Source organism: Pseudomonas sp. S04 (genome assembly GCF_009834545.1).
GTDB lineage: Bacteria > Pseudomonadota > Gammaproteobacteria > Pseudomonadales > Pseudomonadaceae > Aquipseudomonas.
The window spans coordinates 4550936-4572639 of the sequence record NZ_CP019427.1; the positions used below are offsets into that span (position 1 = coordinate 4550936).

26 protein-coding genes are annotated in these 21704 nt (G+C 60.7%); 12 read left to right on the plus strand and 14 right to left on the minus strand.

All coding sequences use genetic code 11. The annotated features are described in order from the left end of the window. Nucleotides 1-73: 73 nt before the first annotated feature. Nucleotides 74-301 carry a YheU family protein gene (locus PspS04_RS20075; RefSeq protein WP_095168255.1) on the plus strand — a complete coding sequence of 76 codons (228 nt, stop codon included), beginning with the start codon at nt 74-76 and terminating at the stop codon, nt 299-301. A 3-nt stretch (nt 302-304) separates the two neighbouring features. Here PspS04_RS20075 and csrA read toward each other — a convergent pair whose 3' ends face one another. From csrA to PspS04_RS20090, 3 genes are all read right to left on the minus strand, one after another. Next, nucleotides 305-490, minus strand: coding sequence for a carbon storage regulator CsrA (csrA, locus tag PspS04_RS20080; protein ID WP_095167985.1), 186 nt, complete (start codon nt 488-490; stop codon nt 305-307). 141 nt (nt 491-631) lie between these two features. Beyond that, the gene (locus PspS04_RS20085; protein WP_159997392.1) at nt 632-964 is read right to left on the minus strand and encodes a YnfA family protein; all 333 of its coding nucleotides are present in this window, start codon (nt 962-964) and stop codon (nt 632-634) included. A gap of 65 nt (nt 965-1029) precedes the next feature. Continuing rightward, a complete protein-coding gene (locus PspS04_RS20090) occupies nt 1030-1845 on the minus strand; it encodes an SDR family oxidoreductase (protein ID WP_159997394.1) in 816 nt (271 codons plus the stop codon). 286 nt (nt 1846-2131) lie between these two features. On the opposite strand from PspS04_RS20090, the gene PspS04_RS20095 reads away from it, so the two are divergent. After that, entirely contained in the window at nt 2132-2284 is a 153-nt protein-coding gene (locus PspS04_RS20095; protein ID WP_095167980.1) for a DUF3309 family protein, read from the plus strand. 63 nt (nt 2285-2347) lie between these two features. On the opposite strand, the gene PspS04_RS20100 is transcribed toward PspS04_RS20095, so the two are convergent. From PspS04_RS20100 to PspS04_RS20120, 5 genes are all read right to left on the minus strand, one after another. Next, a complete protein-coding gene (locus PspS04_RS20100; RefSeq protein WP_095167978.1) occupies nt 2348-4441 on the minus strand; it encodes an LTA synthase family protein in 2094 nt (697 codons plus the stop codon). A 402-nt stretch (nt 4442-4843) separates the two neighbouring features. Further along, nucleotides 4844-5035, minus strand: coding sequence for a PLDc N-terminal domain-containing protein (locus PspS04_RS20105; protein ID WP_095167976.1), 192 nt, complete (start codon nt 5033-5035; stop codon nt 4844-4846). A gap of 76 nt (nt 5036-5111) precedes the next feature. Next, the gene (locus PspS04_RS20110; RefSeq protein WP_095167974.1) at nt 5112-5642 is read right to left on the minus strand and encodes a hypothetical protein; all 531 of its coding nucleotides are present in this window, start codon (nt 5640-5642) and stop codon (nt 5112-5114) included. Nucleotides 5643-5732: 90 nt separating this feature from the next. After that, the gene (locus PspS04_RS20115) at nt 5733-6251 is read right to left on the minus strand and encodes an ankyrin repeat domain-containing protein (RefSeq protein ID WP_095167972.1); all 519 of its coding nucleotides are present in this window, start codon (nt 6249-6251) and stop codon (nt 5733-5735) included. 97 nt (nt 6252-6348) lie between these two features. Then, nucleotides 6349-8187 (minus strand): long-chain-acyl-CoA synthetase, encoded by a 1839-nt coding sequence (locus PspS04_RS20120; RefSeq protein ID WP_159997396.1) that lies wholly within the window; start codon nt 8185-8187, stop codon nt 6349-6351. Between the two features lie 407 nt (nt 8188-8594). On the opposite strand from PspS04_RS20120, the gene PspS04_RS20125 reads away from it, so the two are divergent. Then, on the plus strand, nt 8595-8873 hold the full coding sequence (locus PspS04_RS20125; RefSeq protein WP_095167968.1) for a DUF3509 domain-containing protein: 279 nt from the start codon (nt 8595-8597) through the stop codon (nt 8871-8873). 62 nt (nt 8874-8935) lie between these two features. On the opposite strand, the gene PspS04_RS20130 is transcribed toward PspS04_RS20125, so the two are convergent. The 4 genes from PspS04_RS20130 to aroC form a co-directional block, all read right to left on the minus strand. Continuing rightward, nucleotides 8936-9202 carry a helix-turn-helix domain-containing protein gene (locus PspS04_RS20130; RefSeq protein WP_159997398.1) on the minus strand — a complete coding sequence of 89 codons (267 nt, stop codon included), beginning with the start codon at nt 9200-9202 and terminating at the stop codon, nt 8936-8938. Between the two features lie 231 nt (nt 9203-9433). After that, on the minus strand, nt 9434-9979 hold the full coding sequence (locus PspS04_RS20135) for an acireductone dioxygenase (protein ID WP_159997400.1): 546 nt from the start codon (nt 9977-9979) through the stop codon (nt 9434-9436). Next, nucleotides 9976-11130 carry an MFS transporter gene (locus tag PspS04_RS20140; RefSeq protein WP_162530209.1) on the minus strand — a complete coding sequence of 385 codons (1155 nt, stop codon included), beginning with the start codon at nt 11128-11130 and terminating at the stop codon, nt 9976-9978. Before PspS04_RS20140 ends, PspS04_RS20135 begins: the two co-directional genes overlap by 4 nt. A gap of 28 nt (nt 11131-11158) precedes the next feature. Beyond that, nucleotides 11159-12250: a chorismate synthase gene (aroC, locus tag PspS04_RS20145; protein ID WP_095167962.1), complete on the minus strand. Its 1092-nt coding sequence runs from the start codon at nt 12248-12250 to the stop codon at nt 11159-11161. A 79-nt stretch (nt 12251-12329) separates the two neighbouring features. Between aroC and PspS04_RS20150 the strand changes: the two genes are divergently transcribed. Continuing rightward, nucleotides 12330-13340 (plus strand): alpha/beta hydrolase, encoded by a 1011-nt coding sequence (locus tag PspS04_RS20150; RefSeq protein WP_159997402.1) that lies wholly within the window; start codon nt 12330-12332, stop codon nt 13338-13340. A gap of 99 nt (nt 13341-13439) precedes the next feature. Then, on the plus strand, nt 13440-14231 hold the full coding sequence (locus PspS04_RS20155) for a hypothetical protein (protein ID WP_159997404.1): 792 nt from the start codon (nt 13440-13442) through the stop codon (nt 14229-14231). 187 nt (nt 14232-14418) lie between these two features. Here PspS04_RS20155 and prmB read toward each other — a convergent pair whose 3' ends face one another. Then, nucleotides 14419-15327, minus strand: coding sequence for a 50S ribosomal protein L3 N(5)-glutamine methyltransferase (gene prmB / locus PspS04_RS20160; RefSeq protein ID WP_159997406.1), 909 nt, complete (start codon nt 15325-15327; stop codon nt 14419-14421). A gap of 239 nt (nt 15328-15566) precedes the next feature. On the opposite strand from prmB, the gene PspS04_RS20165 reads away from it, so the two are divergent. The 5 genes from PspS04_RS20165 (at nt 15567) to PspS04_RS20185 (ending at nt 18340) form a co-directional block, all read left to right on the plus strand. After that, nucleotides 15567-16157 (plus strand): cysteine hydrolase family protein, encoded by a 591-nt coding sequence (locus tag PspS04_RS20165; RefSeq protein WP_095167955.1) that lies wholly within the window; start codon nt 15567-15569, stop codon nt 16155-16157. A gap of 131 nt (nt 16158-16288) precedes the next feature. Then, nucleotides 16289-16609, plus strand: a complete 321-nt coding sequence (locus PspS04_RS20170; protein ID WP_095167953.1) for a hypothetical protein — start codon at nt 16289-16291, stop codon at nt 16607-16609. Between the two features lie 75 nt (nt 16610-16684). Then, the gene (locus PspS04_RS20175) at nt 16685-17242 is read left to right on the plus strand and encodes a Smr/MutS family protein (RefSeq protein WP_095167951.1); all 558 of its coding nucleotides are present in this window, start codon (nt 16685-16687) and stop codon (nt 17240-17242) included. A gap of 77 nt (nt 17243-17319) precedes the next feature. Further along, on the plus strand, nt 17320-17865 hold the full coding sequence (folE, locus tag PspS04_RS20180) for a GTP cyclohydrolase I FolE (RefSeq protein WP_003204506.1): 546 nt from the start codon (nt 17320-17322) through the stop codon (nt 17863-17865). Between the two features lie 103 nt (nt 17866-17968). Next, nucleotides 17969-18340, plus strand: a complete 372-nt coding sequence (locus tag PspS04_RS20185; RefSeq protein WP_159997408.1) for a glutathione S-transferase N-terminal domain-containing protein — start codon at nt 17969-17971, stop codon at nt 18338-18340. Between the two features lie 78 nt (nt 18341-18418). Here PspS04_RS20185 and PspS04_RS20190 read toward each other — a convergent pair whose 3' ends face one another. Next, entirely contained in the window at nt 18419-19585 is a 1167-nt protein-coding gene (locus tag PspS04_RS20190; RefSeq protein WP_159997410.1) for an aminotransferase-like domain-containing protein, read from the minus strand. An 82-nt stretch (nt 19586-19667) separates the two neighbouring features. Between PspS04_RS20190 and PspS04_RS20195 the strand changes: the two genes are divergently transcribed. After that, nucleotides 19668-20114: a MarR family winged helix-turn-helix transcriptional regulator gene (locus PspS04_RS20195; RefSeq protein ID WP_159997412.1), complete on the plus strand. Its 447-nt coding sequence runs from the start codon at nt 19668-19670 to the stop codon at nt 20112-20114. Between the two features lie 219 nt (nt 20115-20333). Then, nucleotides 20334-21683: an NCS2 family permease gene (locus PspS04_RS20200; RefSeq protein ID WP_159997414.1), complete on the plus strand. Its 1350-nt coding sequence runs from the start codon at nt 20334-20336 to the stop codon at nt 21681-21683. Nucleotides 21684-21704 lie beyond the last annotated feature (21 nt).

Genomic DNA, 21704 nt, shown 5'->3' on the forward strand with positions numbered 1-21704 from the left:
GACCGGGGTCACTTTGCACTGGTCCTGCTGCGCGAAGCGCCGTAGGATCGGCGCATTGATGACCGAGGTAGCCATGCTGATTCCCCACGACCAACTTGAAGTCGACACCCTGACCCGCCTGATCGAAGACTTTGTCACCCGCGACGGCACCGACAACGGCGACGACACACCGCTGCAGACTCGGGTGCTGCGGGTGCGCAATGCCCTGAGCAAAGGCCAGGCCCTGATTGTCTTCGACCCCGAGAGCGAGCAGTGCCAGTTGATGCTCAAGCACGATGTGCCCAAGCACCTGTTCGACTGAGCCTTAGTCGCGCATTTCCCGGGCACGCTTGGCCTGGATGCGTTCGTAGACTTCACAACGGTGGACATTGACGTGCCGCGGGGCTTCGACGCCGAACCGCACGTTGCCACCGCTGACGTCGAGAACACGCACGGTGATGGTGTCGCCAATGGAGATCAATTCACCGACAACGCGGCTGAGTACAAGCATGGCTCTAGTCCTTGAGGTTACCGAGCCCTGAAGATGGCCGGCGAACTCCGGAGCTTCAAGACAGCGCCAGGAAAATAGCCCATTCCTACACGCCAGATCGAATTACCCTACAGACATCCCCTGCAATACCCGCCAAATGACTCAGGTCGACGTGAAGCGTGGGCCAAACAGAATAATGCTCGCCCCCAGCACGCACAGGGCTACCCCCAACCAGTCCGAACTCAACGGGCGCACCCGCTCGACCAGCCCCAGCCAGGCGATCGAGGCAACGATGTAGATCCCGCCATAAGCGGCATAGGCTCGCCCGGCGTAGGTCGCCTCGACCTTGGTCAACAGCAGGGCAAACAGCGTCAGGCTGAGCAGCGCCGGGACCATCCACCAGGCGCTTTTGCCCTGGCGCAGCCACATCCAGAAGGCGTAGCAACCGGCGATTTCAAACAGCGCCGCGAGGAAGAACCACAGGTAGTTGAGCATGGGCACATCTCGTCAGGGTTGCCAGAATGCGGCAACCCTAACCATCGCGCCTCTGAGTCGCAAGTTCAGCTAGCGTTTTGCCGGGCCTTGGCGCGCATCTTGTCGGCCATGACGGTCATTTCGTTGTACAGCAATTGCGGGTTTTTCTGCTTCAGTGCCCAGGCCATGCGCCCCTGTTCATGGGGCAGGATCATGAACTCGCCAGCCGCGACGTGCTGGTAGATGTAGTCGGCGATATCGCTGGCGGTAATTGGCGAGCTCTCCAGCAACTTGCCGACCTGGGCCTTCATGGCCGGGGTCGGGCCGCGGAACGAGTCGAGCAGGTTGGTCTGGAAGAACGACGGGCAGACCACGTGCACGCCGATCTCCTGTTGCGCCAACTCGATCAACAGGCTCTCGGACAGCGCCACCACGCCGGCCTTGGCCACGTTGTAGTTGCTCATGGCCGGCCCCTGCATCAGTGCCGCCATCGAAGCGATGTTGATGATCTTGCCCTTGCTTTGCTCCAGCAGCGGCAGGAAGGCCTTGCAGCCCTTGACCACGCCCATCAGGTTGATTGCGATCTGCCAGTCCCAGTCTTCCAGCGACAGCTCGCTGAAGAAGCCACCTGAGGCGACCCCAGCGTTGTTGACGATCACGTCGATGCCGCCGAACTTGACCTCACAGGCCTGGGCAAAGGCCGTCAACTGGCTGTAGTCGCGCACATCACAGCGCTGCACAAAGCCATCACCGCCGGCCTCGCGGACCAGCTTGAGGGTTTCCTGCAGACCGGACTCGCTGACGTCCGACAAGGCCAACTGCCAACCTTCACGAGCCCAGCGCAGAGCGATTTCGCGACCCAGGCCGGACCCGGCGCCAGTGATCATCATGCGATTTTGCATAGGAAGTTGCCTTGTTGTTCTGGGAAAGATGCTCGCAGTGTAGCGAAGGAATTTCCTACACCCATGACCATCAAAGCGCTGAATGCCCCAGGCAAACCGAACCACAGCGCAGCCCCCTCGCGGTGGTTGATAAACGAAATAAACCGGCAAGCCAATAGCAGTAAAGAAACATTGAATTTTCTCGCGCCGGCCACAGTCGGAAATATTAAGCCGCTCGGATTTATTGCAGTCGGGCCTGTTATTCAACCAATGCGACGTTCAATAACTCTCCAATAAGGAATTCGACATGGGCACGATTCTTCTGGTTATCCTGATTCTGCTGTTGATCGGTGGTCTGCCGGTGTTCCCCCACTCCAGAAGTTGGGGCTATGGGCCATCTGGGGTGATCGGCGTGGTGGTCGTGGTGCTGCTGGTATTGCTGTTGCTCGGCAGGATCTAAGACAAAAACTGCAGGCAAAAAAAAGAGGCCCGAGCGGGCCTCTTTTTTGTATTACGCCAGGCCTTAGTCCGGCGTGCCGTCTACTACACCAGCGGTGTTATCGATCAGGCTTTTGGTTGCCGTCTGCAGGAAGGCTTCCAGTTTCTGCTTCATCTCAGCGGTACGCGGTGCGTCCGGGATGATCTCGGCACGTGGATTGGCGCCCAGTTGGTACTGGTACATCTTCGGCGCCATGTCCTTTTCCTTCGGCAGCACCAGGATCTGGTCCTGGGTGATGATCGCCGTAGTCTGCTCGCTACCCGAAGGCTTGATCACGCCAAAGCCGGTGTCGCCCTGCGGCAGGTTGAGCAGGTCACGCCCCCAGCACTGGTGACGCGTTTCGCCGCCCAGGCGGCCCATGATGGTCGGCACGATGTCGACCTGAGTCCCCACGGTGTGATCCAGGGTACCGAACTTTTCCTGGATACCCGGCGCGATCATCAGCATCGGCACGTTGAAGCGGCCCAGGTCCATTTCGGTGATCTGCCGTTCGTTGCCAAACCCATGGTCGCCAACGATGACAAACAGGGTTTCCTTGAAGTAAGGCTCCTTGCGGGCCTTCTCGAAGAACTGCCCCAGTGCCCAGTCGGAGTAGCGCATGGCGGTCAAGTGTTCGTTGAGGCTGCCACGACCGGTGACCGGCTCCACCGGCAAAGGAGTCGGCAACGCGTATGGGGTGTGGTTGGACAGGGTTTGCAGCAAGGCATAGAACGGCTTGCCGTTTTCACGCGCCTTGAGCTCTACCAGGCCACGGTCGAACATGTCCTGGTCGGACACGCCCCAGGTTGGGTCGGAGAACACCGGGTTGACGAAGTCGTTGCGGCCGACAAAGTTGGTCATGCCCTGGTTGCTGAAGAAACCCGACTGGTTGTCCCAGGCAAAGTCACCGTTGTAGACATACACGTCGTCGAACTTGCGTGCACTGAGCAGCTGCGGCAGGCCGGACAGCTTGTGGCTGCCTTCCGGGGTCTGCATCAGGTATTCAAAGCCTGGCAGGTTAGGGAAGCACGCCATGGTGGCGAACATACCTTGGTGGGTGTGGGTGCCGTTGGAGAAGAAACGGTCGAACAGCAGGCCTTCCTTGGACAGTTTGTCCAGGTACGGGGTGATGTTGCCCGGCGCGCCCAGCGCACCGACCGAGTGACCGGCCATGCTTTCCATCAGGATCACGACGACGTTCTTGATCGGCAGGGTCTTGTCGGCAGGCGGCAGGAAATCCCGGCGCACGGCGGCGCTGTCGGCATCCACCAGCTTCTCGTCCGGCATGACCAGCATGTCGCGCACGATCTGCTGCGCCTCAGGCTGCGGCAGGGTGGCTTTCCAGATGTTGTCGCGGTCTTCGGACATTCGGCTTTTCGCCGCGGCCACCAGTTGCAGGGTGCCGTTGAGGCCCAACTGGTTGGCGAAGTTCGAGTCGGTGGTGTACACGTCACCCCAGCGCATCGGCGGGCCTTGACGCAGGGTGCCACGGGCGGCCGCTACGCAGATCAGCAGGCACACCATGAACACGGCAACGCGGGTGTACCACGGCGCCACTTGACGGGTGCCGACATTGCCGCCACTGAACGGGCCACGCGGCCGGGTAGCGCGGTCAGCGCCCTTGAACGCCAGGCTCAGCAACCAGGTGCCGACCACCCAGGCCAGCAGGTAGCGCACCACCGGGAACCCGTACCAGAGCATGCTCATCACGGTCTTCGGGTCTTCCTTCACGTACTGGAAGACCAGGCCGTTGAGGCGCTGGTGGAACTCGCGGTAGAAGTCCATCTCCATCAGGCCGAGGAACAGCGCGATGCTCGACACCACCGTCAGCCAGAACCGGAACAGGCCCCGGGCGGCCATCGCCCGGACGCTGAACAGCGACAGCAACAGCGGGATGCTGAGGTAGATCACCAGACGCAGGTCGAAACGCAGGCCGTTGGCGAAAGCTTCGAGGAAAGTCGAAGCCGGTGTGTCAAGAATCATCTCCCGGTTGTACACCAGCAACGCCAGGCGCAGCAGGGAGAGCATCACCATCATGACCAGGGCGCAGAGTAGCGTGTACGCCAGATGGGATTTGACGGTCGGTTGCAGCAAGCGATTCGAGGCTCGCTGCTGATTCAGGGCGTCCGTGTTTGCCATGTCGTTTTAGGACCCATTGGAAGTTGAAGTTACAAAGAAGTAGCGGCGCCCAGGCTTTCTTATTGCCATGACTTGGGGGAAATGGCCGGGACCTTGCGCGGAGCACAAATGTTGCACGATCACCCACGGCATTGCCATTTATTACTCGCAAGCACTGGCGGGGCGAAAACCGGGGATGAAAAACAAGCGGGCGAATTGTCTTGGAGCGGTTGTGAAAATTTCGTGCAACGCATATCTGGAAACACAAAAAAGGCTGCGAGCTAACCTGGTCCTGTAGCAGCTACCGAAGGCTGCGTTGGGTTGCGCAGCGACCCCCGGCTATCTTGCCAATCCGGATGAACGTCCTGCGGCCGTTGACGCAGCCTCGCGCTGCTCGACAGCTGCTACGGTTGTTGATGGGGGCTATAGGCGCACGTTGCCCCTCGGCCCAGCGATGGCCCAGATGATCAGGCCCAGTACCGGCAACAAGAGGATCAGTAGTATCCAGACGATTTTCATCCCGGTTTGCGCGCCGCTCTTGAGCACGTTGATGATCGCCCAGATATCCAGCGCCAGGATAATCAGGCCAACCAGGCCATTAAAGGTAGAACCCATGGTGTTGCTCCCAATAGAAGGCATTCCCCCCTTAGGATAGCCGGCTCCCGGGAGGGTTCCCTTTTATTGCCGTGAGTTAAACGTGTACGGCTACCTTGAGCGCTTCCAGGGACGGCGCCGCATTGATCCCGACTTCGGCACACAACTCCAGCACCCGTGCCACGTCGTTGCCATACACCAGCACGAGCTGGATTTCGTCGTCGAGCAACTGGCTGAAGTTGAGCAGCGTGTAACCGCCGTTTTCCGGGTTCATGCTGCCCATCTGGATCTGGATCCGGTTGAGCGCGGTCAGCGCCTCGGTCTTGGCCAGTTGCTTGGGCTTGATGTTGAACGCCACACCGGGGCCGAACGACGCAACGATCTGCTCGAACAGGTCCATATAGGTGTCAGCCTGGAACAGCACGGTGTCCGGCAGGCTGCCAACTACCACCCACTCGCCCAATGCAATCGGGAAAGTGTCGTCGTAGTTGATGTCCGGATTGGCCGCCAGGAACGCCTCCGGGTCGGCGTACGCCTGCGCCGCCTCATCGGCGATCTGCACGATTTGCGCGTCGCTCATGCAGCCGGAGCTGATTTTACTGATGAGTTCGATGAGTGCGGCTTTCATGGCAGATCCTGTAGCGAGGGAGATTTTCGGCCGCGAAGGATAGCGTATTTGGCGGTAATTATTCAGCGAAGCTTGCGGCCCACCCGGCTATCAACCGAGGATCTTCTCCAACTGCGCCGTGGTATCCACCGCGCCCATGGTCTTGGCCGCGTCCAGCGCGGTGATGCCGTTGGCGTCCTTGGCCTTGGGATCTGCGCCCTTGCCAATCAAGTAGTCGACGATGGCTGTGCGGTTGAACATCGCGGCCATCATCAACGCGGTCCGGCCATCGAAGGACGAACCTTCGATCTCCGCCCCGCCATCGACCAGTGCCGCCACCACCGCCAGGTCACCCTTGAACGCCGCCCCGGCAATCGGGCTCTGGCCGTTGTCGTTGCGAATCTGCGGGTCGGCCTTGTGCTCCAGCAGCACCTTCACCGCATCGACATGCCCGTGGTAAGCCGCCAGCATCAACAGGGTGTCGCCCTTGTGATTGCGCAGGTTCGGCGGCAAACCCTTGCTCAACAGCGCCGCGAGCATCGCCGCATCGCCTTCACGGGCCTTGTTGAAAACCTGCTCGGCAAACTCGGCGGCTTCTTCCGGGGTCATCTGGCGGGGTTGGTCTGACATGGGTGACTCCACATTCGGTCAATCGATAGGCCGCTAGTGTCCGCAAGCGGCCTGCCCCCTGTCACCCCTTTTTTCTCTCATGCCACCATAGCCACAATCAATAACGGAACTTGCCGCCATGGATATCCGCCAGTACCTGTTCGGTGATCTGCACGTAAGTGTCTGAACCGGGCAGCCAGGCATAGATCGGATCGTCGCCGGTTTTGCCGGGGTCGAAAGCTTCGTCCTTGAGTCGGGTCTTCTGGTACTTGAAGGTGCCAGTGGTTTCCATCTTGACTTTGACCCGCAGGAACAACGGTACCGCATAGGCCGGCATCTGCTCGCGGGCGAACCTCAGCAGCTCACTGAAATCCAGGGTCGCCAGGGATTCGGCCGGGGTGATCGCCGCCATGCCGGCACGCCCGTTGGTGTTGCTGATCTCCACGCCATAGGCCACCGCCTCGGCAATATGCGGGTGTTGCAAGAGGATGTTCTCGACTTCGGTGGTGGACACGTTCTCGCCCTTCCAGCGATAGGTGTCGCCCAACCGGTCGACGAACTGGGCGTGACCAAAACCGATGTTGCGCAGCAAGTCACCAGTATTGAAGTAACGGTCGCCCTTCTCGAACACATCGTGCAGCACCACTTTTTCGGTCTTTTGCGGGTCGGTATAGCCGTCAAGCGGAGCCTTGTCGTCAATCTTCGCCAGCAACAGGCCTTGCCGGCCCTTGCCGACTTTCTGCATGAAGCCGTTGCTGTTGCGTAGCGGCGCACCGCTGTCGTGGGCGTACTCCACCAACTCCCAGGACATCAGCGAAAAACCGATGGTGTTATCGAAGTTGAGGATGTTGCTGAAACCTATGTTGCCGTCACTGGCGGCATACAGTTCACAGATGTGATTGACCGCAAAACGCCCCTTGAACTCGCTCCACACGCCGGGGCGCAAGCCGTTGCCAATCATCTTCACGACTGCGTGATCCCGGTCGTTAGTGGCCGGCGTCTGGTCGATCAGGTAGCGGCACAACTCACCCACGTAACCGATGGTTGTAGCCTGGTACTTACGCACATCGTTCCAGAACTGGCTGGCGCTGAACTTGCGCCGAATGGCGAAACCCGAGGCGCCGCAGATGGCTGACCCCCAGCACACGCACAGGCCCGTCGCGTGGTACAGCGGCAAGGTGCAATAGACGACATCGTCCGGGCTCATATCCAGGGCGATCATGCCGAAGCTGGCGCTGCTGCGCATCCAGCGACCGTGTTTGAAGACCCCTGCCTTGGGTAACCCGGTGGTGCCGGAGGTATAGATGTAGAAGCACGGGTCATCGAGAAACACCTGCTGGCTGCTGGGCGGGTTGTCGCTTGCGCAATCGGCACTCTCGGCCATCAGGTTGCGCAAGCCCTCTGGTGCCTCGCCGTGATGCCGAGAGCAATCCTGGTCAGCCACCCACCAGGTGCGGCAGTCATCGATGGCGACCTGCTGGCGAATCGCCGAATAGGCCTGGACCAACTCTCCACCGACAACAATGGCCGCCGGCTTGACCAGGTTGACACTGTGCAGCAGCGCCTGGTGGGTTTGCGAAGTATTGAGCATGGCGCTGACGGCGCCGACCTTGGCCACCGCCAGCACCGTGACCAGCAGTTCAGGACGGTTCTCGATGAACACCCCGACCACGTCGCCCTTGCCGATGCCCTGGGCCAACAGGTGATGAGCGATACGGTTGGCCCACTGGTTGACCTGTGCATAAGTCAGCGACACGCTGCCGTGCAGCAAGGAGGGGCCATCAGGGTTACGAACTGTCGCCTGTTCGAAGGTGAACGCCAGGCCACAAGGCTGGTCCGGCTGTTTGACATTGGCCACCTTGAGGCCCTTGACCACCCGGGGCAGGGCTTTGACGATCGACGGCAACTTACGGAGCATCATGCTCCAGGTAATAGTGTCGTGGTGCGTGCTGCTCATGGTTGCTCCCGTTCGGCCCTCTGCGGCGGGCCTGTATTGTTATTGTCGGGCGAACATGCAATCGAGGTGTTCGGGCAACTTCATCCCTGTATGAGACACAACGGAAAACCTCTGCTTAACGGCAAAAAAGTACGCCAGGGGTTCTGTCGCTGTACACGCGGTTTTTGAAATGTTTTGTATCCGGCCCTCGCCCACTGCCACTGCCGGCAGGTGGGCCCGCAAACGGCCGTGCAATCTCGCAAAATGCAGGATGCACGATGGCCATTCATGCAGAATGCACGAATCCGAAAAATTCACTTTTTCGTATATCATTGATTTATAAGGATTTTTTTAGATAACGATACTGGCACAATCACTGCAACTACCCCTCCATGCTTGCCATTCATGTGCACACGGAGCTGATAGACATGAGCCTGATCCAAGAAAAATTCACTTCGCTGTTCTCCAACTTCGACGTCACCACCCAGGCACGCCCGGATGGCGGCATTCTGCTGACCTTGCGCAGCAGTGAAGGCAAAGTCTTCAAGCGCTCGATTTCCTACGCCCAACTGCATGCTGGCGATCAACTGTCCTGGGTGATCAGCGCTATTCGTCGCGACCTGGCGGAACAGGCCAGTGAATTGCCGCAAATTTCCATGCTGCAGAGCCAACAGCGCTTTGCCCTGCCGACCTATCACTCGATGTAATCGAAGCGGGTTGCTAGCAGATTTCCTTGGGCCACCTGACACCCAGTCAGGTGGCCCTTTTTTCAGTGCAACATACCGCGTCTGGCCGCCTCCCCCACCGCTTGTGCACGGTTGCTGACCTGCAGCTTGGCGTAGATATTGGCCAGGTGAAATTTCACCGTGGCCTGGGAGATCGAGCGAATCACACTGATTTCCCAAACGGTCTTGCCGCGCTTGGCCCAGTGCAGGATCTCCAGTTCCTTCTCGCTCAGCGGCTTGCCTGCCCGATCCGGGCGTCGGCGTTTGACTGGCTTGACCTCCGGCCCGGCGTCACCCGTTGCGCTGTCCATTACCTTTCTCCTGGTGATCGTCCATGCCTGAACTCGAACGGTGATCGTCCGGGCCAGTGGTTGAGTGTCAGAAAGAAAGAGTTACATAGAGGGCGGATTAAACAAGCGCATGAACGCTGAATCAGTCTTCACTGACTCAGCAATAGGCAACGTCCTACGCACAGCACAAGGAAAGCCCGGGTGACGCACTGCGCCAGCGTTTAATCGCCTGTAGCGTATCCGCTCGGCAGTTTAATCTTCCAGCCGCGGGAAGTGCCCGGCGAAGTCACCTGGGGTGATGCGGGGCAGCGGTTCCACAGCAGTGCTGAACAGGCCGATGGCCACGAAGTGCGGTCGCTCACCCTTGTCGAACCAGTGCCGAGTACCGGCAGGCAGCAGGATCAGGTCGTTTTTCTCGCAGAGTACGGCGTACACATAATCGCCGATGTGCAAATTGAACTGGCCACGTCCGGCAACAAACAACCGTACCAGGTCCTCGTCAAAATGCTGCTCTTCGAAGAGCTCGGCAGGCGATTCAGCGGGTTGCTGCTGCTCGCTGCTGACACTGATGACCTGCACCCCAAGGTAACCACGCTCGGTCATCAGTTGGTCGATCGGCCCCTGATAGGCGGCCACCAGCTCTTCGTCGCTGGCGCCCGGCTGAAGCTTTGCCGCCGCCTGCCAACGGTCGAATCTGACACCCTGTTCGGCCAGGGTCGCGCTGATGTCGTCGAAGTGGGTCAGGACCTTGTTCGGCAGGTCCGGGCTTGAAACGTGGTAAACCGACAGGCTGCTCATTTCGGCAACTCCTCTTGCATGCGTGTGGCAATGATAACGGCTGCAGCCAGCGCGGCGAGGCTTGCAATACTAAAGGTGAAGGTGGCGCCCAGGGCATTCCAGCTGTAGCCGGCGTACAAAGCCCCCAGTGCGCCACCGGTGCCGGCCAGCGCCGCGTAGAGCGCCTGGCCCTGCCCCTGCTGGCGCGGGCCGAAACTGCGTTGGACAAAATGAATGGCCGCGGCGTGAAAGCTGCCAAAGGTGGCCGCGTGCAGGACCTGCGCAAACAACAGCACCCAGAGAAACTCGGCGAACGACCCCAGCAGCAGCCAGCGCAAGGCGGCCAGCAGGAAACTGGCCAGCAGCACTCGGCGCACTGAAAACCGCGCCAGGATCCGGCTCATGAACAGGAACATCAGGACTTCGGCGACCACTCCCACGGCCCAGAGCATGCCGATCACTCCACGGCTGTAGCCCAGGCGCTCCAGGTGCAGGGTCAGGAAGGTGTAGTACGGCCCGTGGCTGAGCTGCATCAGGCCCACGCAGGCATAAAATGCCAGGACCCCCGGATTGCGCAACTGCTTGACGAAGCCCTCCCCTGCCAGGCGGTTGCCGGGCGCAGGCTGGGCGTTGGGCACCCACAGGCTGCTGATGATGATCCCCGCCATGATCACCACCAGGGTTACCGGGTAGACGTCCAGGCTCAACCATTCGAACAGCCGCCCCAGTGCAACCACCGCGATAATGAAGCCGATAGAACCCCACAGGCGGATCTGGCTGTAGCGCGAAGCCTGGCCTTGCAGGTGCGCGAGGGTGATCACTTCGAACTGCGGCAGCACCGCGTGCCAGAAAAACGCGTGCAGGGCCATGACCATTGCCAGCCAGGCGTAGCTCTTGCTGACGAAGATCAGGCAGAACGTCAGCAGCGTACAGACCGCGCCAAAACGCACAATGGCCAGGCGCCGGCCAGTGTAGTCACCCAGCCAGCCCCAGATATTGGGCGCGATGCAGCGCATCAGCATCGGGATCGCTACCAGCTCGCCGATACGCGCAGGCGAAAACCCCAGGTGGTCGAAGTACAGCGCCAAAAAAGGCGCTGTCGAACCGAGCAAGGCGAAATAAAACAGATAAAAGCTGGAAAGCCGCCAGTACGGGAGCACCGCCACGGCCATCAGACCGCGGCGACGTCAGGGCCCGGCTTCACAGCTGGCCCAACACCGGGGTGCTGACGCGCACGTCGGCGTTTTGCCCGCGATGGCGCAGCAGGTGGTCCATCAACACAATGGCCATCATCGCTTCGGCAATCGGCGTGGCACGGATACCGACGCAGGGGTCGTGGCGGCCCTTGGTGATCACGTCCACCGGGTTGCCGTGGACATCGATCGAACGGCCCGGGGTGGTGATGCTCGACGTTGGCTTGAGCGCCAGGTGGGCAACGATCGGCTGGCCGGAAGAAATGCCACCGAGGATGCCGCCGGCGTTGTTGCTGAGGAAACCTTGTGGGGTCATCTCGTCGCGGTGTTCGGTACCGCGCTGGGCGACGCTGGCGAACCCGGCGCCGATTTCCACGCCCTTGACCGCATTGATGCTCATCAGCGCATGGGCCAGTTCGGCATCGAGGCGGTCGAAGATCGGCTCACCCAGGCCTGGCTTCACGCCTTCGGCGACCACGGTGATCTTGGCGCCGACCGAGTCCTGGTCGCGGCGCAGTTGATCCATGTAGGCCTCAAGTTCCGGCACCTTGTCCGGGTCGGCGCTGAAAAACGCATTTTGCTCCACCGAGTCCCAGCTCTTGAACGGGATTTCGATCGGGCCCAACTGGCTCATGTAGCCGCGAATCACGATGCCCTGGGTCGCCAGGTACTTTTTCGCAATCGCCCCGGCCGCCACGCGCATGGCAGTTTCGCGCGCAGAACTGCGACCGCCGCCACGGTAATCGCGTTCGCCGTATTTGTGGTGGTAGGTGTAGTCGGCGTGGGCCGGGCGGAACAGATCCTTGATCGCCGAGTAGTCCTTGGACTTCTGGTCGGTGTTGCGGATCAGCAGGCCAATGGCACAGCCAGTGGTCCGGCCTTCGAACACGCCGGAGAGGATTTCCACCTCGTCGGCTTCCTGGCGCTGGGTGGTGTGGCGGCTGGTGCCTGGCTTGCGTCGGTCGAGATCGCGCTGCAGGTCGTCCAGGGACAACTCAAGACCCGGCGGGCAGCCGTCGACAATGGCGACCAACGCCGGACCATGGCTTTCGCCCGCGGTGGTGACAGTGAACAGCTTGCCGTAGGTATTGCCGGACATGCAGGGCGCTCCGTGAAATCGCTGAACTAAGTGCGCGCCAGTATACGCAGGCTCACCCAGTAGTTCATCCTCGAACCTTATGGGTGTCTGCGAGTCCAACCGACACCTTGTGAATGATGGCGTGATGATGCTGCGAGTTATAGCCTTGAGCCTTACCCTGATTACCGGCCTGCTGTGCAATATCGCGCAGGCCACGGTCCTGCAACGCCCGGTCAGCCTGGATACCAGTAGCGGCGAGCTGTTTGGCTCGATGCTGCTGCCCAAGTCCGACGCCCCGGTGCCGGTGGTCCTGATCATTTCCGGCTCGGGCCCCACCGACCGCAACGGCAATAACCCAGAGGGCGGCAACAACGATAGCCTCAAGCGCCTGGCCTGGGTGCTGGCCAAACACAATATCGCCAGCGTGCGCTACGACAAGCGCGGCGTGGCGGCGAGCCTGGCGGCCACCCCGGACGAGCGCAACCTGAGCCTGGAGGCCTACGTGGCCGATGCCGTGGCCTGGGGCAAGCAACTCAAGAGTGACCCGCGCCTGGGGCCGCTGATTCTGTTGGGGCACAGTGAAGGGGCACTGGTAGCCACCCTCGCCGCTCCCCAAGTGGACGCCGCCGGCCTGATTTCCCTGTCCGGCAGCGCACGACCGGTGGATCAGGTGTTGCGCCAACAGTTGAGCCACCGCCTGCCGCCCCAGTTGCTGCTGCGCAGCAATGAACTGCTGGACAGCCTCAAGGCCGGCCAGGTGGACAGCAATGTGCCGCCGGCGCTGCAAGTGATCTTTCGCCCCAGCGTGCAACCCTACTTGATCAGCCTGTTCCGCCAGGACCCGGCCGCCGCATTCGCCCGCCTGCACATGCCCGCGCTGATCGTCCAGGGCAGCAATGACATGCAGGTCGGTGTCGGGGATGCGCAAATGCTCAAGGCTGCCAAGCCCGACGCCCAGTTGGTGGTGATCGAGGGCATGAACCACGTGATGCGCATCGTGCCCAACGACATCAAGCGCCAGGTGGCGTCCTACAAGGATCCGCAACTGCCACTGGCGGCAGAACTCGGCACCCGGATCCTCGGCTTTATTGATGCAATTGCTCGAAGTTAGCCCGGTTTTACCCTCCAGTCCTGCGCAATTCGGCCGATAAGCCAGTGTCGACAGCCCATTGTCTGTCGACAAGCAGCGCTTGGACAGGATCTCGCCGTTATGACTGATACCCACAAATCACCCGACACCACGCCCGACACAACGGCCCCCGAAGCGGCGCAGCAGCCGTGGGCGGACGTTGCGGCCGAGCACCGGCGGATGCTGCGCCTGGCGCCGCTGAAAACCGATCGCAGCACCGGGGGCCGGCCGTTGCGCTTTGTCGAGTTCGGCTATGCCGAGCGCAACAACAAGGAGCGCAGCCTGTTGCGCATGAGCATCACGTTGCCGGGCCAGCGGGTGCGCAAGGAGCAGAACCACCTGGACGTCTGGGTCGACCACGAACAGCGGCGCGTGCACTTCGGCCCCGACAGCGGTGTGCAGATAGAACCAATGAACCGCGGCATCGGGCGTTTTCTCGCGGCCCAAGGCATTACGTGGGCGAAGAAAAAGTGGGCGAGCTACAGCTTTGATGCGATGGACCTGAGCAACAAGGATGCCTTGGTCGAAGACACGCGCCTGCGCCGCGACCATTTTTTGCGGGTGCACGGTTTTGACGTGGTCTACGCCGACGCCCAGCATTTGAAAGGCAGCGTCAAGGCCGGCAAGGTCGGTGACCTGCTGGGCGACTGGAACACCGAGAAGCTGCAGTTCGTGGAAATCCTCGAAGCCGCGCAGATGTTGCAGCAAGCCGAGCAGAACCTGGCCGAACAGGAAGTCAAACTGCAAAAGCAGGAAGAAACCGTCAGCAAATTCAAACGCGAAGAAACCGGCTTGCGCTTCACCATTACCTGCCTGGTGGCGTTTTCAGTGTTCCAGGCCGGTTTGCTGATCTGGATCGCCACACACCGCTGACCACCGCCAACGTCTGTAGGAGCGAGCGCCCGCTTGCGGCGCCCGCTTGCGGCCTGCTCGCGAAGGACGTCAACGCTGACGCGAATTACCTGAATAACCGCGTGGCGCTTTCGATCTTCGCGAGCAAGCTCGCTCCTACAAGGATTCGTAACAACCCGTGGGAGCGAGCTTGCTCGCGAAGGATGGATCAGGCCCGTGATGCAAACAGTGCCTGGTGTTCACGGCATTGCTCGGCGCTGAGCATGAACACGCCGTGGCCGCCGCGTTCGAACTCCAGCCAGGCGAAATCGACTTCCGGGTACAGCGCCTCGACGTGTACCTGGCTGTTGCCCACCTCGACAATCAGCAAGCCTTTCTCGTTCAGGTGATCGGCCGCCTGCGCCAGCATGCGCCGCACCAGGTTCAGACCGTCTTCGCCACAGGCCAGGCCCAGCTCGGGCTCGTGCTGGAACTCGTCCGGCATATCGGCAAAGTCTTCGGCATCCACGTACGGTGGATTGGACACGATCAGGTCGAATCGCTGGCCAGGCAAACCGTCGAAGCCGTCGCCCTGGACCGTGTACACCCGCTCATCGACGCCGTGGCGCTCGATATTCTGGTTGGCCACCTCAAGGGCTTCGAACGACAAGTCCGCCAGCACCACTTCAGCGTCCTGGAACTCATAGGCACAGGCGATGCCGATGCAACCGGAACCGGTGCACAGGTCGAGAATGCGCGCCGGCTCGCTGTCCAGCCAGGGAGCGAAGCGTTTTTCGATCAGTTCGCCAATCGGTGAACGCGGGATCAACACGCGCTCATCGACAATAAACGACATGCCGCAGAACCAGGCCTCGCCCAGCAGGTAGGCGGTGGGAATGCGGTCTTCGATACGGCGCTTGAGCAACCGCTGCAGGTTGACCAGTTCGTCGTCTTCGAGCGCGCAGTCCAGGTAGCTGTCGGCGATTTCCCAAGGCAGGTGCAACGCTCCCAGCACCAGTTGACGGGCTTCATCCCAGGCGTTGTCGGTCCCATGGCCGAAAAACAGATCCTCCCCATGAAAACGGCTGACAGCCCAACGAATATGGTCGCGCAAAGTGCGCAGACGGGAAGTGATCACGGGGTAAACTCCTGAAAAAACGACCGGGGATTCTAACAGCCTAAACCTGCCCCGACGATCAATGAAAAAACCCCTGGGCAAATGTAGGATTTATCCGGTTTTTCAGCTTTTGGTTGAACATCCGGTCAGCTCTTGAGAGGCTGCAGCCCAGCAACGACGGTGCCTACGATGGTAGCGATTCACAGAAGCGCTCAGCCAGAGGACAATGTCGCAAAAGCCCCACTCGAAGGAGCCCCAGAATGTCCGTTCCAAAGACGATGTTTCAACTCAGCGGTCGTGGTTACGCGCCAGCCAATCTGGCCCACGCGACACTGGTGATCATCGATGCACAAAAAGAATACCTCAGCGGCCCACTGGCCCTGACCGGCATGGCAGAGGCCGTGGCCAACATCCAGCAACTGCTCGCAGCGGCCCGGGCCGCGGGGCGACCGATTGTCCATGTGCATCACCTGGGCACTGTCGGCGGCCTGTTCGACCCCCAGGGCGAGCGCGGTGAGTTCATACCCGGCCTCGAACCCCTGAGCGACGAAACCCTCATCGGCAAGTTGCTGCCCAGCGCGTTCCACGGCACGCCCCTGGAAAAACGCCTGCAGGACCTTGGCTCCCTGGACCTGATCGTCTGCGGCTTCATGAGTCACTCCAGCGTCAGTACCACCGTGCGTGCGGCCAAGAACCTGGGCTTTCGCTGCACCCTGGTCGAAGACGCCTGCGCCACCCGGGACCTGCCCTACAAGGGCGGCGTACTGACTGCCGAGCACGTCCAGCAGACCGAAATGGCGATCATGGCTGACAACTTCGCCACCCTCGCCCAGACCCGGGACCTGATCTGATCGCCCGCGGATGAGCGGCGATCATCGCCGCTCATCCGCAAAAGACTCTCATTTCCTCTATTTGCCTTAGCCTCAGGAACAACCCGGTCAACTCCCGGTCGAAGGGCCGATACCCATTGAGGAAGGTCGGAATGAAGATATCCGATGGATTTGACGCTCGCCGCTTGCGCCCCAAAGGGCAACGCAACTGGCGTTATCGTTTCGGCGCTGCATTCGCCGCCCTGCTCGCCACCCTCGGTGTGCTGCTGGCAATGGCCGGTGCTGCCAGCCTGCTTGGTCGTCCGCCCGCACTGGGTGAACTGAACGCCAGCCCGCTGGGCTCGGCGATCATTCTGGCGATTGGCCTGTTGCTGCTCTACCTGGGTGTCGCGTTCTGGCGTCGCTGTCGCCGCCGCATGCGTCAACCTCGCGAGCTGAACATGGCCCCGCATTTGATGAAAAAGCATGACTGAGTCGCGCGCGACGCGTTTTGCCGCGCCCGATTCACCTCGACTTGGGTAAACTGGCCGCCCTTCGCGGAGGCTGACATGCAAGACGACGATTTTTCCCTGTTCAAAAGTGCGATCCAAGGCGTCAAGCCGATCAAGCACGACCGCGCCGAAACCGGCAAGCCCAAGGCTGACCGCGCGCAAATTGCCAAGCTGCGCCAGGCAGCGACCATTCGTACCGACGTGGCGGCTGTGGACGGCCTGTCCGACCAATTCGTGATCGATGTCGGTCCGGAAGACGAGTTGATGTGGGCACGTGACGGGGTCCAGGAAAGCCAGATGCGCAAGCTCAAGATCGGGCAGATCCCGTTCGAAGGCAGCCTCGACCTGCACGGCATGAACGTGGAAAAGGCCCGCGAGACGCTCTGGGCATTTCTCGCCGAAGCGACAAAATTCGAAATCCGCTGCGTGCGCGTGACCCACGGCAAGGCCGTGCGCCTGGACGGCAAGCGCCCGATGATCAAAAGCCACGTCAACACCTGGCTGCGCCAGCATTCACAGGTCCTGGGCTTTACCTCCTGCCAGGCCAAGCACGGCGGCGCCGGTGCGGTGTATGTGATGCTCAAACGAACCATGATGGAAGGCCGCGACGAGTAAAGCTGACGCGTCACGCTTGCAGCGCCGTGTCCGCCACCGTACCCTTGCCCTTTGCGTAAAATCCCACAGGTAGTTTCATGTCCCTGGAACAGAATTACACCGCGATTCTCGGCCAACTGGGCGAGGACGTGTCCCGCGAGGGCCTGCTCGACACGCCAAAGCGTGCCGCCAAAGCCATGCAGTACCTTTGCCGCGGTTATGAACAGACACTTGAAGAAGTCACCAACGGTGCCTTGTTCAGCTCCGACAACAGCGAAATGGTACTGGTCAAGGACATCGAGCTTTACTCGTTGTGCGAACACCACCTGCTGCCTTTCATCGGCAAGGCGCACGTCGCCTACATTCCGAGTGGCAAGGTACTGGGCCTGTCGAAAGTCGCGCGGATCGTCGATATGTACGCCCGCCGCCTGCAGATCCAGGAAAACCTCAGTCGCCAGATCGCCGATGCGGTGCAGCAAGTCACCGGCGCCCTGGGCGTTGCAGTGGTGATCGAGGCCAAGCACATGTGCATGATGATGCGCGGTGTGGAGAAACAGAATTCGTCGATGATCACTTCGGTGATGCTCGGTGAGTTCCGCGAAAATGCGGCCACCCGCAGCGAGTTTCTCAGCCTGATCAAGTAACACGCGGCACCCGGAAAACCGGCGTTCATCGCCGGTTTTTTTTCGTCCGTGAAAAATCAGGTAAGCTTCGCGCCATTCCCATTTGCCCCGTGAGGCTTACATCGTGTTCGTCAAAGCGCTTCGTGTCGGCCTCGGCCAGTTGATCATCTTCATCGACTTCATCACCCGTCCTGGTAAAAAGCAGCGCCCTGCCGCCGCCCAGGCCCAGGTCGAAGCCGCCGCCAAGGGCCTGACCCTGTACCAGTTCCACGCCTGCCCGTTCTGCGTGAAAACCCGCCGCACCCTGCGCCGCCTGAACGTGCCGGTGGCCCTGCGCGATGCCAAGAACAACCAGCAGGACCGCCAGACCCTGCTGGAGCAAGGCGGCAAGATCAAGGTGCCGTGCCTGCGCATCGAAGAAAACGGCCAGACCACCTGGATGTATGAGTCCAAGGTAATCATCGATTACCTGGACCAGCGTTTCGCCGCGGCCTGATCGTTGGGCGCTAGAAACACAAACCCCAGACAAGCATAAACCGGCCCATTGGCCGGTTTATGCTTGTCTAGCTTCCCCTTACGCCGCCTGCCGCGCCTGTCCCTCGCGCACCACCGCCGCTAATCGCTTGAGCCCTTCATCCAGGCGCGCCGGGTCAATGTGGCTGAAATTCAACCGCAGGTGACCCAGGTTGCAATCCGGCTCGGGAAAGAACGGTTCCCCCGGCATGAACGCCACATCATTGGCCAGTGCAGTCTTGAGCAAGGTTCGGGTGTCGAGCGGCTGCTTGAGAGTCAGCCAGAAAAACAGACCACCCTGCGGCAGTTCCCAATCCGCCAGCTCGCTGAAATGCCGCTGCAGCGCCGCCTGGAATCCATCGCGGCGGACTCGGTAGAAATCCCTTAATTCGCTCAGGTGATCACGCAGGCGCTCGGTGCCGATCCATTGCAAGGCCTGCCATTGACCAACACGGTTGGTGTGCAGGTCCGCCGACTGCTTGAGCCGTAGCAGATGCGGGAACAGGTCCGGGCTGGCAATCAGGTAGCCGACACGCAAGCCCGGCAACAAGGTCTTGGACACGGTGCCGGTGTAGATCCAACTGGCCCGCTGCAAGCGGCTGACAATCGGCGTGGCGCTGGCGCCATCGAATGTCAGCTCGCGGTACGGCTCATCCTCGATCAGGGTCACGCCGAATTCGTCGAGCAACGCCGCCACGCCATCGCGCTTGGCCTCGCTGTAGCGCACCGCAGAGGGGTTCTGGAAGGTCGGGATCAGGTAGATGAACGCCGGCCGATGTTGCTCCAGGCGCGCCCGCAGCTTCACCAGGTCGGGGCCGTCGGCCTCCAGCGGCACGCTCAGGCAATCGGCACCGAACAGCTGGAAGATTTGCAGCGCGGCCAAGTAGGTCGGCGCCTCGAGCAGGATCTGCGTGCCTTGGTCGATGTACAGCTTGGCCGCCAGGTCGAGGGTCTGTTGTGAGCCGCTGACCACCAACACCTGGTTCGCCTCACAGGGTACGCCGAGGGCACGCGCCTCTGCCGCCAATGCTTCACGCAGCGCCGGCTCGCCTTCACTCATGCCGTATTGGCCCATGGACACTGGCATATCGGCCCACTGCACCTTTGGCAGCATGGCTTCGGCCGGCAGGCCGCCGGCAAACGACATCACTTCCGGGCGCTGGGCCGCGGCGAGGATTTCACGGATCAAGGAACTCTTGAGGCGCGCAACACGTTCGGAAAAAGCCATGGGGGTCACCGGTAGCAAAGGCCAAGGAAATTAAGTCAAACTGGTTGACCGAAATTACGCCAGCCCGGACAGATACGTCAATATGCTTGACCTTAAATCCCAAAGCACCCAGCAAGCCGCCATGGAAGCGTTTTTTTTCGGCTACCAGGCCTTCACTGCCAAAGCCGACGAAATGCTCGAACGCCGAGGCCTCAGCCGGGTGCACCAGCGCATCGTGTTTTTCATCGCCCGCTACCCGAGCTTGAGCGTCAAGGAATTGCTCGCGCTACTGGGCGTCAGCAAACAGGCACTGAACATGCCCTTGCGCCAATTGCTGGAAATGCACCTGGTGGACAGCGTGGCGGCCGTGGACGACAAACGTAAGCGCCTGCTGCAACTGACCAGCGACGGCGTGCGCTTCGAAGCCGCGCTGCGCCGTGAACAGGTGAAGCTGCTCGAGCGCGTGTTTGCCGAGGCGGGTGAAGCGGCGGTAGATGGCTGGCTGGCGGTAAACAAGGCCCTGGGGCAAACCCAAGCGCTCGCAGACTGAGCCCTCAGTCTGGATCCACTGGCGATATATCCCTATCGCCAGATTTTTCGTCGACAAAACCGAAAACATTATTTGCTTTATTTGTATACAAAAGCATAATTCGCTTCGTGCGAGTTCCTGACCAATAGGTCAACAAATTCGCAAGTGCCTCAAAGAGCCGCTGCCCACCTCTGTGTCCGGCTCTGGAAATAACAATAAAACTCTTGAGGAGTACTCGCTGTGGAAAGCCGCAAATCCGAAGCACCGACGCTGGATCTCTCGCCGCCCCAACGCACCGGCTGGCTGGAGCGCCTGTTTAAACTCAGCGTGCATGGCACCACGGTGAAGACCGAGCTGATCGCCGGCCTGACCACCTTTATCACCATGGCCTACATCATCTTCGTCAACCCGAACATCATGGCCGATGCCGGCATCGATCACGGTGCGGCCTTTGTCGCCACCTGCATCGCCGCAGCGCTGGGTTGCCTGTTGATGGGGCTGTACGCCAACTGGCCAGTGGGCCTGGCGCCGGGCATGGGCTTGAACGCGTTCTTTACCTACACCGTGGTCGGGACCATGGGCTACAACTGGGAAACCGCACTGGGCGCGGTGTTCGTCTCCGGTGTGTTGTTCATGATCCTGACCTTCTCGCGAATCCGCGAATGGCTGCTCAATAGCATTCCGGGGAGCCTGCGTTATGCCATGGGGGCCGGTGTCGGCCTGTTCCTCGGGTTGATCGGCCTGAAGACCGCCGGCATCGTGGTCGACAGCCCGGCTACCCTGATCAAGCTCGGTTCCCTGCGCGAGCCAGGCCCGCTGCTGGCCGCCATCTGCTTCCTGATGATCGCCATCCTCAGCTATCACCGGGTCTTCGGCGCCATCCTCATCAGCATCATCACCGTGACCCTGGCCGGTTGGGGCCTGGGCCTGGTGCACTACGAGGGCATCATGTCCGCTCCGCCGAGCCTGGCGCCGACCTGGATGGCCATGAACGTCGCTGGCGTGTTCAACGTCAGCATGATCAGCGTGGTGCTGGCGTTCCTCTTCGTGCACATGTTCGACACCGCCGGGACCCTGATGGGTGTCGCGCAACGGGCCAACCTGGTGGGTAAGGACGGCAAGATCGAAAACCTCTCCCGCGCCATGAAGGCCGACAGTGCCTCCAGCGTGTTTGGTGCGGTGGTCGGCGTGCCTCCAGTAACCAGCTATGTGGAAAGTGCCGCGGGTGTGGCTGCGGGTGGTCGCACTGGTCTTACCGCGGTGACCGTCGGCGTGCTATTTATTGCCGCAATGTTCTTCGCACCGCTGGCGGGGATGATTCCGGCGTATGCCACCGCCGGTGCATTGATTTATGTGGCGATGCTGATGATGGGCGGCATGGCTCACATCGAGTGGGACGAAGCCACCGACAGCATTCCGGCGATCGTCACCGCGATCATGATGCCCCTGACCTTTTCGGTCGCCGACGGTATCGCGCTGGGCTTTATCACGTACGTGGCCCTGAAGGCCGGTACTGGCAAGTACAAGGAAATATCCGTAAGCCTGTGGGTTCTTTGCGCGATCTTTATCGCCAAGTTCATTTTCTTGTAAGCGTTTCAAGCGTGACCCAGC